The sequence below is a fragment of the Photobacterium kishitanii genome, from assembly GCF_003026355.1.
Lineage (GTDB): Bacteria > Pseudomonadota > Gammaproteobacteria > Enterobacterales > Vibrionaceae > Photobacterium > Photobacterium kishitanii.
On record NZ_PYON01000003.1, the window covers coordinates 78,568 to 92,637 of the forward strand.

15 protein-coding genes are annotated in these 14,070 nt (G+C 40.9%); 7 read left to right on the plus strand and 8 right to left on the minus strand.

What is annotated here, in order from left to right:
• Positions 1 to 14 precede the first annotated feature (14 nt).
• The 8 genes from C0W29_RS04275 to C0W29_RS04310 all read right to left on the minus strand — a co-directional run bounded on the left by C0W29_RS04275 (position 15) and on the right by C0W29_RS04310 (position 7,073).
• A complete protein-coding gene (locus C0W29_RS04275) occupies positions 15 to 623 on the minus strand; it encodes a DJ-1 family glyoxalase III (protein ID WP_045042689.1) in 609 nt (202 codons plus the stop codon).
• Positions 616 to 1,521: a 2-dehydropantoate 2-reductase gene (panE, locus tag C0W29_RS04280; protein WP_045045572.1), complete on the minus strand. Its 906-nt coding sequence runs from the start codon at positions 1,519 to 1,521 to the stop codon at positions 616 to 618. Before panE ends, C0W29_RS04275 begins: the two co-directional genes overlap by 8 nt.
• 108 nt (positions 1,522 to 1,629) lie before the next feature.
• Complete coding sequence (locus C0W29_RS04285) at positions 1,630 to 2,433, minus strand: nucleoside-specific channel-forming Tsx family protein (RefSeq protein ID WP_045042687.1); 804 nt, start codon at positions 2,431 to 2,433, stop codon at positions 1,630 to 1,632.
• Between the two features lie 322 nt (positions 2,434 to 2,755).
• Positions 2,756 to 4,144, minus strand: coding sequence for an AmpG family muropeptide MFS transporter (locus C0W29_RS04290; protein WP_036795787.1), 1,389 nt, complete (start codon positions 4,142 to 4,144; stop codon positions 2,756 to 2,758).
• 179 nt (positions 4,145 to 4,323) lie between these two features.
• Positions 4,324 to 4,692 (minus strand): hypothetical protein, encoded by a 369-nt coding sequence (locus C0W29_RS04295; RefSeq protein ID WP_036795786.1) that lies wholly within the window; start codon positions 4,690 to 4,692, stop codon positions 4,324 to 4,326.
• A 48-nt stretch (positions 4,693 to 4,740) separates the two neighbouring features.
• Positions 4,741 to 5,292, minus strand: a complete 552-nt coding sequence (locus C0W29_RS04300; RefSeq protein ID WP_045045573.1) for a peptidylprolyl isomerase — start codon at positions 5,290 to 5,292, stop codon at positions 4,741 to 4,743.
• Positions 5,293 to 5,868 (minus strand): YajG family lipoprotein, encoded by a 576-nt coding sequence (locus tag C0W29_RS04305; RefSeq protein ID WP_230850425.1) that lies wholly within the window; start codon positions 5,866 to 5,868, stop codon positions 5,293 to 5,295. It lies immediately after the preceding gene.
• 80 nt (positions 5,869 to 5,948) lie between these two features.
• Complete coding sequence (locus C0W29_RS04310) at positions 5,949 to 7,073, minus strand: methyltransferase (protein WP_045042685.1); 1,125 nt, start codon at positions 7,071 to 7,073, stop codon at positions 5,949 to 5,951.
• 148 nt (positions 7,074 to 7,221) lie between these two features.
• On the opposite strand from C0W29_RS04310, the gene bolA reads away from it, so the two are divergent.
• The 7 genes from bolA to nqrF all read left to right on the plus strand — a co-directional run bounded on the left by bolA (position 7,222) and on the right by nqrF (position 13,940).
• Positions 7,222 to 7,536: a transcriptional regulator BolA gene (gene bolA / locus C0W29_RS04315; protein ID WP_045042684.1), complete on the plus strand. Its 315-nt coding sequence runs from the start codon at positions 7,222 to 7,224 to the stop codon at positions 7,534 to 7,536.
• A gap of 558 nt (positions 7,537 to 8,094) precedes the next feature.
• Positions 8,095 to 9,435 (plus strand): Na(+)-translocating NADH-quinone reductase subunit A, encoded by a 1,341-nt coding sequence (locus tag C0W29_RS04320; RefSeq protein WP_045045585.1) that lies wholly within the window; start codon positions 8,095 to 8,097, stop codon positions 9,433 to 9,435.
• A gap of 3 nt (positions 9,436 to 9,438) precedes the next feature.
• Complete coding sequence (locus tag C0W29_RS04325) at positions 9,439 to 10,683, plus strand: NADH:ubiquinone reductase (Na(+)-transporting) subunit B (RefSeq protein WP_036795780.1); 1,245 nt, start codon at positions 9,439 to 9,441, stop codon at positions 10,681 to 10,683.
• The gene (locus tag C0W29_RS04330) at positions 10,673 to 11,464 is read left to right on the plus strand and encodes a Na(+)-translocating NADH-quinone reductase subunit C (RefSeq protein ID WP_045045574.1); all 792 of its coding nucleotides are present in this window, start codon (positions 10,673 to 10,675) and stop codon (positions 11,462 to 11,464) included. Before C0W29_RS04325 ends, C0W29_RS04330 begins: the two co-directional genes overlap by 11 nt.
• On the plus strand, positions 11,457 to 12,089 hold the full coding sequence (locus C0W29_RS04335) for an NADH:ubiquinone reductase (Na(+)-transporting) subunit D (RefSeq protein WP_045045575.1): 633 nt from the start codon (positions 11,457 to 11,459) through the stop codon (positions 12,087 to 12,089). The genes C0W29_RS04330 and C0W29_RS04335 overlap by 8 nt, the downstream gene beginning before the upstream one ends.
• 7 nt (positions 12,090 to 12,096) lie before the next feature.
• Positions 12,097 to 12,693 (plus strand): NADH:ubiquinone reductase (Na(+)-transporting) subunit E, encoded by a 597-nt coding sequence (nqrE, locus tag C0W29_RS04340; protein WP_036795777.1) that lies wholly within the window; start codon positions 12,097 to 12,099, stop codon positions 12,691 to 12,693.
• A gap of 23 nt (positions 12,694 to 12,716) precedes the next feature.
• On the plus strand, positions 12,717 to 13,940 hold the full coding sequence (nqrF, locus tag C0W29_RS04345) for an NADH:ubiquinone reductase (Na(+)-transporting) subunit F (protein WP_045042683.1): 1,224 nt from the start codon (positions 12,717 to 12,719) through the stop codon (positions 13,938 to 13,940).
• Positions 13,941 to 14,070: the final 130 nt, after the last annotated feature.

Here is a 14,070-nt window from a genome sequence, read left to right on the forward strand (position 1 = left end):
AACTAAAACGTACATTAACGCTCAGGCATGACGTCGTAATGCATATTTGGCCATACCACCATTGATTCAGCGATAGGTGCTGTTTTGGCTTTGTTAGTCAGTTGGGTAACAATATCAAGTGCAAATTCTTGCGCAGTGCCTGGGCCTTGGCTGGTCAGTAATCGCGCCTGTTTGTCATATACCACCCGCTTAGGACGCAGTTGTGCTGCAGGAATTTGGTGATGAAAAGCAGGGTGACAGGTCATTAGTGCTTTAGTAAACATATCATTAGCTGCAAACATAATTGCAGGTGTCGCACAAATAGCGGCAATTAACTTACCATCATAGTGGTGCTGTTTAACAAACTCGACCACCAATGGACTATCACGAAAATGCTCGGCGCCAGCAACGCCACCGGGTAATACCACTGCATCAAATTGGTCATCAGCAATGGTTATTAATGCGGTATCAGCGACCAGTTTAATGCCACGTGAGCCCGCAACTATCAACGCACCATCTTCGGCGGCACTGGCAACAATCACTTCAAACTCTGCCCGTTTTAAAATAGCGATGGTGTTAATTGCTTCCATCTCTTCACTGCCAGGGGCAATACAAACGACAATACGAGGACATAATTCATTCATGGTCTTGTGACTCCATGTGTTTAATCGCCTGCCACAATTGTTTATTTATTGGTGTGTCAATGTGGTGGCGCTGAGCTTGTTGGACTAAGTAACCGCTAATATAGTCGATTTCCGTCAGGCGGTGATGAAAAATATCACGATTCATTGATGAATAATTGGCTGCGGTAGCAGTAATAACGGTATCAACTTGGTGGCGCAATTGTTGTTGGGTGGTACTAAACCCTTCCGCTGTCATTACTTGGGCGACTTCGTTACAAATATTATCAAGTTGTGATTGATAACAAGCTTGGGCTAAGTCACCGTTACAGCATTGGTTTACGGCTGTTAGCGGGTTAATTGCACAATTGATGGCTAATTTTTGCCATAGCGGTTGATAGATATTAGCTTGCCATTGGCTTGGAGATAATGCCGCGTTAAAGACTTTAGCAATATTGGATTGTGTTTGTGCTTGCTGATTGATAGCCCCCAGTGATGTTTGTCCTAAGCCTGTATGATGAACCGTTGTTGGGGTCGATTTGAAAGCGGCTTGAGAGGTGGTGGCATAGATAATTGGATTATGGGGTAATAATTGTTGGACTTGATGTTGGCTACCAATACCATTATGCATAATAACCACTACACAATCAGCGCTCAAATAGGGCAGTAGTGGAGTAATTGCTGTGGTGACTTGGAATGCTTTGACTGTAACAATAAGGAGCTCACTGGCTGCGAGAGCATGAGGATCATTACAGTTGAAAGAGTAGTTATTACTGGTGTTGGGTGCGTTCAATTCACTAAAATGGAGCGTTGTTTCTGTCGCAGAATTTCTGGTCCACAATTGCACATTATGCTGCTGTTGGGTTAATTTTACTGCCCATAATGCACCAATGGCACCAGCACCTAACAGGGTTATGTTCACAGTTGAGTCCGTTATTTAGCTAATTTATTGCATGATAACATTGTGATTAATAACAGCGATCAAAAAAGGCGCTATCAGCGCCTTTTTTTATGGTGTTATACCGTCAGCTTAGAATTTGTAAGATAGGCTGAAGTATTGTGAAACACCTGTTGATTTAAGACCCGCAGAGTCTTTAATGCCGTATACATTGTAGTAAGCTTTGAGGCCGTAACCAACCGCATAGCGATCTGTATGCCATACAAGGCCGTTGTACATTACACCGCCGTTGCTTGCTGATGCGTATTCTTTTTTCATACCAAATTGGTAATCAAGGTAACCTTGGTAAGAGATGAAAGTGCCGTTTTCAAAAGTATAAACAGGTTTGAACCAGTTAGTTGATACTTGGTAACCGTTCCAATCTTTTTTGTTCATGTCATACAATGAGTAAACATTGAAGCCCATTTTGCCTAACCATGGCATTTCAATGTCAGAACCTAGACCAACGAAGTAGTTATTAACGCCGCCGTTATTACCACCATAGTTAAATAGTGTCGCAACATACAATTCTTTTACAGGACCGAAAGATAAATCTTTACCAGTTAATGCATCAAGTGAAATGCGTGGTGCAAATTTCATGAACATTTTATCTGGTGAAGATGCTTTATCGCTGCTACTAGAGTTAGTTAGGTTAAATACATCAACGTAACCATAAAGATCAAAAATTCCTGAGCGACCACCAAATTCCATTTCTAAGTAGTCGTGACCTGAATGTGCATCTGCAGGACGAGGTAATTCTTTTAGCGCGTACATTAAGTTGAATTGCATCCATTTGTAATCATTCTTATGGATGTTGTCAGAGTAATCTGCCGCATTAGCTAACGAAGGTAGTGCTGTTGCTGCTAAAACGCTTAATGCTACTAGTGATTTGCGCATCTTGATATCTCGCTCATGTTGATCTAGATGGTGGGATTTTGGCCGCCCCGTTTTGTTGGCGCTGATTCTAGTGCTTTATTGCACGTTTGGGAATGAAACGATTGCGTCATCCTTTTCTACTTGTGATCATGATCTAATGTAATCGATTACACTGATTGTAAAGTGTGATATTGATCCATTGAGTAATGATAAAAGTGAACTTTAAATGTGCTTAATTGACTAACGGGCTTTAATTTTTGGAGGGCGATGTTAGAGAATAATGAAAGAGGAAGTTAGCTATGATGGCTAACTTCCTTTGGCGTGATTATTTTATAACAGGTTTTTAAGGCTGGTGGGTCGGTGTAGCGACAATATTAAGCGCTGAGTTATTGGCTAATATACGAATTAATATCAGCACTGGAATGCCCATTAATGCTGTGGTTAAGAAAAATACGTTATAGCCAAAGTGATCGATATAGACACCGGAGAAACCAGCAATAAATTTAGGGAATAACACCATTATCGAGCTAAATAGCGCATATTGGGTGGCAGAAAATGCGACATTGGTCAGGCTCGACATAAAAGTAATAAATGCTGCGGTTGCAATACCTGCCCCGAGGTTATCTGCTGAAATAACCACAGTTAACATTTCAATATTATTGCCGACGTAACTAAACACAATAAATAACAGGTTAGTGATCGCAGATAACAGTGCGCCTAGTGCCAGTATTTTGAGGGTGCCAAATTTACTGACTAAAATCCCCCCCAGTCCAGCACCTGCAATGGTCATTATGACCCCGAAAATTTTTGATACTGAAGCGACTTCATTTTTAGTAAAGCCCATATCAACATAGAACACATTTGCCATTACTCCCATTACAATATCTGAAATACGGTAACAGCTGATTAGAAGTAATATCAGTAGCGCATTTTTGCCGTAACGCTGAAAGAAATCTCGAAATGGCATAATAACTGCGGTATAGAACCACGCGCTCAAATTAGCATGGTGCTTATTGTAGCCTTTATTAAGCAGTAACTGTTTGTAATCCGCTTCTATAGAATCGATGGCACGATTATCAATTGTCGGTTCTTTGACAATCAAGGTCGTAATAACGCCAATCAACATCATGGCAGCCATCATAAAGTAAGCGCTTTTCCAGCCACTTGGATCATAACCTGTGTCCGAGCCAAACCATGCAGCAAACGCTAATGCTCCGGCTCCTGCCATGATCATAGCTAATCGATAACCTGCTAAATAGGTTGCAGATAATGCTGCTTGCATTCTTTCGGTTGCGAGTTCAATACGAAAAGCATCAATAACGATATCTTGAGTTGCAGAGGCAAAAGCGACCATGATGGCAAAAATAGCAAATTGAAGCAGGTCGGTTTGAGGATTACTTAACGCCATACCGCACAATGACAAAATAATCACAATTTGTGAAAATAGCATCCAGCCACGACGACGGCCAAATAGGCGTGAGAAAATAGGTAATGGAAAACGATCTACAAGTGGTGACCATGCCCATTTAAAACCATACGCTAAAGCTACCCAGCTAAAAAAACCAATACTGGTTTTACTTACATCAGCCTCTCGCAGCCAAAAAGACAGGGTACCAAACACTAATAAGATTGGTAAGCCTGATGAAAATCCGAGAGCTAACATGATTAAGGCTTTAGGGTTAGCATAAACTCGCCAACCTTGGGTATTTTGTTGAGGTGTCGCTTTATCCATATCTTCCTCTGGCAACCAACGTAACAATACTCGTCGTTAGCATACTGAATATTTGAGATTTTTGTTGTAAAACTAAAGCTTAGCAGCTATCAAAAATATGCGCATTGACTTGATGATTATCAGACAAATATTTTACTATTTAATTCTATTTAATCGCAGATTTATATAAATAAGTAATACTAAGGGCGATTTATTGCAGTAACTTCAGGGGATGGACCAATATTGAGTAAATAGCAGCTGAGGGTTGCTACTTTGTGCTGAATAAAGCGATCTCCGATTAACTGGTAATCACTTATACCATTTAATGTCTGTACTAAAGACCAATAGCTTGCTTCATATTGATTTGCAGGTTGTGGGTTGTCATGGGGTAGCGTCCACCATTGTGCTAATTGATGGTTAAATAAGTTTTGTAGTTGAATATAACTAATATCACCATGGCTGGCAGCTATCGCATTGAGTGCTAAAACGGGAGCGTTATCGACAACAAATTGTTGCAAACACCGTTCTTGTTCTGGCATTTCAGGACGATTATAAGCAAGTGTCAACATAGACGTCACCTGTTACGTGAGTGACTACGTACAGGTGACGTAATCACATTATTTAATGACTTTCATCGCTTCAATAATAATCGGTTGCGTTGGTATATTTTGCATACCTGTACGTAGATCTGTTGTTGTTTCTATGGTTGCCATTTTTTCAACTACAGGAAAGCCTTTTATTACCTTACCAAATACAGCATAGCCTGTTCGGTTACCTTGGGTATTTAAGAAATCATTATTTGCGAGGTTAATATAAAACTGACGCGTAGCCGAGTTTGGATTCTGAGTGCGTGCCATTGCAATTGTTGCGATATTATTGGCTAAGCCGTTGTCTGCTTCATTTTTGATTGGTGGGTAGCTAGGGCGCTGTTTTAATGCTTTATCAAACCCACCACCTTGTGCCATAAAGCCTGGAATAACGCGATGGAAAATAGTACCTACATAGCTACCATCATCGACGTAACGTAGAAAGTTTTTAGTGGTAATAGGTGCTTTAGCTTCATTCAGTTCAACGGTAAAGTTACCTAAATTGGTTGTAACCAACACTTTTGTGGCTGCGCTAACAGGTAACGCAACTAGCAAGCATAGTGCTAATAAAAAACGCGACATTTATACATTCTCCGTAAGGTATTTATTTAGTTCGCTATCGCTAGCGATTTCGTTGAGGACTGAATTCATGAGTTTATTCATGCTTGTTGCAATATCTTTATCTGATGCCTTTAGTGCATCTTCACGGCTTGAACGGCCTGAGTAACGCTTAATAAATTGTCCATCAGGAGTATTTACTGTTAATTGCAACTGTAACTCACTGTGCATGTTATATTTTACTAGCCCTTGTTTGACGGTGACTAAGGCTTTTTCAACAGTAACCATCATGGTTGATGTAGCACTATCCGTAATGCTAAATCCTTGGCCGCTAAGTTGTTGCGCTAACGCTTGGCGTAATGTGGTGGAAACGGGTTGTTGGGGTTGAATAACTTGCACATTTTCAGTACCGCTATCAATTGCCGCAATATAACTATTCGGTGCCTTATCAACACTGGTAAGGTTGAGGGCTTTATGATTTGCCCATGGCTGTGAGGTAAATACAGCGGTAGGCGTTAATGTAATCGGTGGTGTGGGTTGTGTTGCAGCACACGCACTTAATACTAATGTTGATGCTAGCAGAACGTATTTTTTTATCATAAAGCATTCCCTTTGCTTATTCGTGGAAGTAAGTAACTATTGTCGTTTAAATGTCTATTTAGACGACAATAAGGTTTAGTCTATTTTGTTGCGCGTAAGACAACAAATTTATCATTATGGCCAATGGTGTCGACTTTAGTGAAAATACGATTTAATTTTTCATGGTATTTTAACTGACGATTACCAATGATGATCAACTCGCCATGTGGACGTAATACCCGTTGTGCATCACAGAACATTTGCCAAGCAATGTGATCGGTAATGGTATTGTTTTGATGAAACGGTGGGTTACATAACACCAGATCAGCACTTTGATTGTTAAAGTTATCTAAGCAGTTAGCGACCATAACGTCGAATTTTTCTGTGCTCGCCAGGTTTAATTGTGCATTTTCTTGGCAAGATGCTGCCGCCATAAAACTTTCATCAACACAGGTAATATTAGCGTGTGGGTTTAAACGTGCCGCTTTAATGCCAATAACACCATTACCACAGCCAAGATCAATAATATCTTTGTATTGAGGCTTTGATTGAATGAAATCTAACAAAAAACGGCCGCCAATATCTAAGCTATCACTTGAGAATACATTGGCATAGTTAGTGATGGTTAGATCATGTTCTGGTACTGTCCAGCTTGTTGGCTGTGGCATTGGAGCTGCTAACGACTTATTGACAGTAGTGAAAATTAGTCGTGCTTTTTTGACCGCGAGTGACGTTTTAGTTTCACCTAAATATTTTTCAAACAGTTTTAATGTTGATGAATGAATTTCTTTTACTTTACCTGCGGTGATCACCACACAATCTTGTGGTAATAGATGACACAGTTGTTGTAACTGCCAACTAAGTAGCCGATTATTTTTAGGTTGTTTAATTAAGACTAATTGTGGATTAATTGGTAACTCAGCTAAACAATCGATAATCGCAATTGTCGGTAAATTGTTTTCGTTGAGGTTATTAGTAATGGCTTGTTGAGTAATAAATGAATCAGTTACGGTAGTGACTTGGGCTTGATTTGCAAACCAACAACTTAATGCACCGAAATTATCATTGATGATCAGTACAGGACGTTGAGGATCAAGTTCCATCGCGTGGCAATAATTGATCAAATATTCATCTGCGGCATCCCATGCTTGCAGGGTTTCATTTTTGCGTACTGGAAAACGGGTTAGCGTTAAAGTACGTTGGTGCAAGGTTAGCTCTGGTTTCATTAATAATAACTTTCGAGTATGTTGACGAAATAGTAGAGCATTTTCGCAGAACAGTGAAAGGCTTGAAAGGAAATCTATCAAGTTAACGCCATAATAATGCGCGATTGTTGTCGTTTATGGTAAAAATCGCTTTTAAACTGAGGATATTATGATTCAGCCCCAAATCGAAGCAAAGTTAAAGCACAGTTTTGATCCTGTGCATGTTGACGTAATCAATGAAAGTTATATGCACAATGTGCCTGATGGTTCTGAAAGTCATTTCAAAGTCGTCGTGGTCAGTGCTCAGTTTGAAGGTCAACGGCTTATCACCCGTCATCGAGCGGTAAATCAGTGTTTAGCTGATGAATTAGCAAACCATATTCATGCACTTGCGATTCATACTTATACTGAATCAGAATGGCAGCAACAACTGAATGCGCCAGCATCACCCCAATGTCATGGTGGCTCAACACTTGATAAGTGATAGAGCTATCAATTTTACTAAAGTCGTTAACTAAACGGCTTTTTTTATGCCATTTTGAATGACTTACAGTAATGACTGTGGTTGATTAATATTATTGATAAAATGTTAAAGATCTCTTAAAAATAATACTGATTATCTCATGGTTGATAATAAATTTGTGTTTATGTTGATATCATGTGTTGTTGAGTGGTGGTTTTTACAGCATTGTTAAATAATTAATAAATTTAAAAAATTCATATTTATGTAAAAATATCCTGTAAATGTGCAGTTGATCATGTTTATTAGTCAATAAAGCTATTGCGTCCTATTTGTTGCTTGGTTTTCACACGGAATCGCGTGGATTACCATAGAAAAAACGAGTTAATTAGTGGTAGAATCGCGGGCTGAAAAATTACTCGTTTATTAGGTTTGTAGCGAGATAGTTAACTGGATGTTGCGATGCGGAGTCGTTCTGTGGTTGTTGTCACTGCCTGTTTATCGATATCAGGCCAAGGAACGCAGTATCTTAATTACGCAATATGAAAATTCTTTTTTCCCTTTAATGTAGTGCAAGTGCGTATGATTACAATAAAAAAGGGTTTGGACATCCCAATCTCAGGGACTCCAGCCCAGGCGATACATGATGGCAATGCCATTTCTAAAGTCGCCTTGCTTGGCGAAGAATATGTTGGTATGCGTCCTACAATGCATACTCGCGTAGGGGATGTAGTGAAAAAAGGTCAGGTTCTTTTTGAAGATAAAAAGAACCCGGGTGTTAAATTCACTGCTCCAGCTAGCGGCAAGGTAGTTGAAGTTAATCGTGGTGCTAAGCGCGTTCTACAATCAGTAGTTATTGATGTAGAAGGTAATGAGCAAATTACGTTTAACAAATATGATGCAGCTCAATTAGCACAACTAGATCGTGCAGTTGTCGTTGATCAATTAGTTGAATCTGGTATGTGGACAGCGCTTCGTACGCGCCCGTTCAGTAAAGTACCTGCTGTTGGTTCAGAATCGAAAGCGATTTTTGTTACTGCGATGGATACTAATCCGTTAGCGGCTAACCCAGAAATAATCATCAATGAGCAAAATGATGCGTTCATTGCTGGTTTGACTGTGCTTTCACGTTTGACCAGTGGCAAAGTTTACGTATGTAAATCAGGTGCAAGCTTACCTCGTTCGGCTGAAGCTAACGTTGAAGAGCATGTATTTAACGGTCCACACCCAGCAGGTTTAGCCGGTACACATATTCATATGTTGTTCGGTGCTGATGCCAAGAATATTGCATGGAACATTAATTACCAAGATGTGATTGCATTTGGTAAGTTGTTCCTGACTGGTGAAATTTTCACTGATCGTGTAGTAGCACTTGCAGGTCCTGTTGTGACTAACCCACGTTTGGTACGTACACAAATCGGTGCTTCTATTTCTGAGTTAACTGATTCAGAAATGATGCCTGGTCAATTGCGTGTGCTATCAGGTTCAGTACTTAACGGTGTTAAAGCTGAAGGTGTTCATGGATACCTTGGTCGTTATCACTTACAAGTTTCTGCACTACGTGAAGGCTACGAAAAAGAATTCTTAGGCTGGATTGTTCCTGGTAAAAACAAGTTTTCTGTTACTCGCGCCTTTATGAGCCAGTTCTTCCCAGGTCAGTTGTTCAATATGACAACTACGACTAACGGTAGTGAGCGTTCTATGGTGCCAATCGGTAATTACGAAAAAGTAATGCCGCTTGATATTGAACCAACATTATTACTGCGCGATATCTGTGCCGGTGATATTGACAGTGCACAACAGTTGGGCTTACTAGAACTAGATGAAGAAGATCTAGCACTATGTACGTTCGTATGTCCTGGTAAATATGAGTTTGGTCCAATGATGCGTGAGTGTCTGGACAAAATTGAGAAGGAAGGGTAATTCATGGGTTTCAAGAATTTCCTCGAAGGTATCGAGCACCACTTTGAACCAGGTGGTAAGCATGAGCGTTGGTTTGCGTTGTATGAAGCGTTTGCCACTCTTATGTATACACCGGGACAAGTGACGCGTTCATCTGCGCACGTGCGTGACAGTATCGATCTAAAACGTATCATGATCATGGTATGGTTTGCGGTATTCCCAGCGATGTTCTGGGGTATGTATAACGTGGGTGATCAAGCGATTGCTGGTCTTAACCACCTATACACTGCAGATAAACTAACAGCAGTTATTGCTGCTGACTGGCATTACTGGTTTACCCAAATGCTTGGCGGTACGCTATCAGCGTCTGCTGGTTGGGGTAGCAAGATGCTACTTGGTGCAACTTACTTCTTACCTATCTACGCAGTAGTTTTTGCGGTTGGTGGTTTCTGGGAAGTGTTGTTCTGTATGGTACGTAAGCACGAAGTTAACGAAGGTTTCTTTGTAACGTCGATCTTATTTGCTTTGATCGTTCCGCCAACACTACCACTTTGGCAAGCAGCTTTAGGTATTACCTTTGGTGTTGTTGTCGCAAAAGAAATTTTTGGTGGTACAGGTCGTAACTTCCTTAACCCAGCACTTGCTGGTCGTGCTTTCCTATTCTTCGCATACCCAGGTCAGATTTCTGGTGACCTAGTATGGAATGCGGCGGATGGTTTTTCTGGCGCGACACCGCTAAGTCAGTGGTCTCAAGGTGGTCAAGCAGACGTAGTTAACACTATTACTGGTCAATCAATCACTTGGATGGACGCTTTTGTTGGTCATCTTCCAGGTTCAATTGGTGAAGTATCAACACTTGCTATCCTTATCGGTGGTGCATTTATTGTTATTATGGGCATTGCTTCATGGCGTATTATCGCCGGTACAATGATCGGTATGATCGTTGCTGCAACGCTATTTAACATTATCGGTTCAGATACTAACCCAATGTTCAACATGCCTTGGCAGTGGCACCTAGTTCTTGGTGGCTTTGCGTTTGGTATGATGTTTATGGCGACAGATCCAGTGTCAGCTGCGTTCACCAATAAAGCAAAATGGTGGTACGGCGCATTGATCGGTGCAATGGCTGTAATGGTACGTGTAGTTAACCCTGCATATCCAGAAGGTATGATGCTAGCGATTCTATTTGCTAACCTATTTGCACCTCTATTTGACAACCTAGTTGTTCAAGGCAACATCAAACGGAGACTGGCTCGTCATGGCAAGTAATAAGGATAGCTTCTCAAGAACGCTGATTTTTGTTGTAGTATTGAGCCTAGTGTGTTCAATCATCGTATCTACAGCAGCAGTTGTTCTACGTCCAAAACAGCAAGAAAATGCGGTACTTGACGTACAGCGTAATATTCTTGCTGTTGCGGGTCTGCTAAACAAAGACACTAACATCAAACAAACGTATAACCAGTTTATCGAGCCTAAGCTTGTAAACATTGATACTGGTAATTATGTTGCTGAAGTTGATGGCGAAAATGCAGCTAAATACAATCAACGTGAAGCAGCGAAGAATGATAAAGAATCTATCAAACTTCCAGCAAACGAAGATTTAGCAAAGATCATTCGTCGTGCAAACGTAGCGACTGTTTATCTTGTTAAAGATGCAGCTGGCACGCTAACTAAGGTGATCCTACCTATTCACGGTAATGGTTTATGGTCAATGATGTATGCATTCGTTGCTGTTGCAACTGATGGTAATACTATTGATGGCATCACTTACTATGATCAGGCGGAAACTCCTGGACTGGGTGGTGAGGTTGAAAACCCAACATGGCGTGAGCAGTTTGTTGGTAAGAAGTTGTACGATATGAACTTCAAACCTGCAATTAAAATCCTTAAGGGTGGTGCACCTGTAGGTACTGATCACCAAGTTGATGGTCTTTCTGGTGCAACGCTAACAAGTAACGGCGTACAGCATACCTTCGATTTCTGGTTCGGTGCACAGGGCTTTGGTCCTTACCTTGCTAAGTTACGTGCAGGAGATCTGAATAATGGCTGATACTAAAGAAATGAAAAAGATCCTGTTTGGACCTTTTATCAGCAATAACCCAATTGCATTACAAATTCTTGGTGTTTGTTCAGCGTTAGCGGTAACTACTAAGTTAGAAACTGCGTTTGTAATGACAATTGCAGTAACATTGGTAACTGCATTTTCGAACTTTTTTGTATCATTAGTTCGTAATCAAATTCCAAACAGTGTGCGTATTATTGCGCAAATGGCGATTATCGCATCATTGGTAATCGTGGTTGACGAAGTATTACGTGCTTACCTTTACGATGTATCAAAGCAACTATCTGTATTCGTTGGTTTGATCATTACTAACTGTATCGTAATGGGTCGTGCGGAAGCATACGCAATGAAATCAGCACCAGTACCAGCATTTCTTGATGGTATCGGTAACGGTTTAGGTTACGGTTTTGTGCTAATTACTGTTGCTTTCTTCCGTGAGCTTTTAGGCTCAGGTAAGTTATTTGGTATGCAGGTATTACCACTGGCTTCTGATGGCGGTTGGTACCACCCGAACGGTCTGATGCTGTTGGCTCCTTCTGCGTTCTTCCTAATTGGTTTCATGATCTGGATTATTCGTACTTTCCGTCCAGAACAAATAGAAGCGAAGGAGTAATAGGAATATGGAACATTATATTAGCCTATTGATTCGCTCGATTTTTATCGAGAATATGGCGTTATCTTTCTTCTTGGGTATGTGTACTTTCCTAGCTGTATCTAAGAAAGTTAAGACCTCTTTTGGTCTAGGTGTTGCGGTAATCGTAGTACTTACATTATCTGTACCGTTAAACAATCTTGTGTACAACTACGTACTTAAAGATGGTGCGATTTTCCCAGGTGTTGACCTTACCTTCTTGAACTTCATTACGTTCATTGGTGTTATCGCGGCATTGGTTCAGATCCTTGAAATGGTTCTTGACCGTTTTTTCCCGCCGCTATACAACGCGCTAGGTATTTTCTTACCGTTGATCACAGTTAACTGTGCGATCTTCGGTGGTGTATCTTTCATGGTGCAACGTGATTACAACTTCACAGAATCAATCGTCTACGGCTTCGGCTCTGGTGTTGGTTGGATGTTGGCAATTGTTGCGCTTGCGGGTATCCGTGAGAAGATGAAATACTCAGATGTACCTGCGGGTCTTCGTGGTTTAGGTATTACCTTCATCACTGTTGGTCTTATGGCGTTAGGCTTTATGTCTTTCTCTGGCGTACAGCTGTAATCAGGATAAGGAAGGAATAGTCAATGGATATTATTCTTGGCGTAGGCATGTTTACCTTGATTATCCTGGCTCTAGTTTTAGTGATTTTATTCGCTAAATCTAAGCTAGTACCATCAGGTGACATTACTATCTCAGTAAACGGCGATCCAGAAAAAGCGATCACCACAGGTGCAGGCGGTAAACTACTGAATGCACTTTCTGCTAACGGTATTTTCGTATCATCAGCATGTGGTGGCGGTGGCTCTTGTGGTCAGTGTCGTGTGAAGGTCAAATCTGGTGGTGGCGATATTCTACCAACAGAACTTGATCACATTTCTAAAGGTGAAGCACGTGAAGGCGAACGTCTAGCGTGTCAGGTTAACGTTAAATCTGACATGGATATCGAGCTTCCTGAAGAAATTTTTGGTGTGAAGAAGTGGGAATGTTCAGTTATCTCGAATGATAACAAAGCAACCTTCATCAAAGAGCTTAAGCTTCAAATTCCAGATGGCGAAACAGTACCTTTCCGTGCTGGTGGTTACATCCAGATTGAAGCGCCAGCTCACCACATTAAATACTCAGACTTTGATGTACCAGAAGAGTACCGTGGTGATTGGGATAAGTTTAACTTGTTCCGCTTCGAGTCTAAGGTTGATGAAGATATCATCCGTGCTTACTCAATGGCTAACTACCCAGAAGAATTTGGTATTATTATGCTAAACGTGCGTATTGCTACGCCGCCGCCTAATAATCCTGATGTGGCTCCTGGTCAAATGTCATCATTCATCTGGTCACTAAAAGAAGGTGACAAGTGTACTATTTCGGGTCCTTTTGGTGAGTTCTTCGCTAAAGACACTGAAAATGAAATGGTATTCGTAGGTGGTGGTGCAGGTATGGCGCCAATGCGTTCTCATATCTTCGACCAACTTAAGCGTCTACACTCTAAGCGTAAGATGTCTTACTGGTACGGCGCACGTTCTAAGCGTGAAATGTTCTATGAAGAAGATTTTAATGCACTAGCTGCTGAAAACTCTAACTTTGTATGGCATTGTGCATTGTCCGATCCACAGCCTGAAGATAACTGGGATGGCTATACTGGCTTTATTCACAACGTTCTTTATGAAAACTACTTACGTGATCATGAAGCACCTGAAGATTGTGAGTACTACATGTGTGGTCCACCAATGATGAACGCTGCTGTTATCAGTATGCTGAAAGATCTTGGTGTTGAAGATGAAAACATTCTATTGGATGATTTCGGCGGCTAATTATTAGCCCTTCGCCTTGAAAGAAGGCTGGCCTATTATGGCCAGCCTTTTTCGTCATTAATGAATAGTAATGTTATTTTTATTGTGGTTATTATCTAGAGGTAATAGCGAATGATGGTCACTAGAGTAA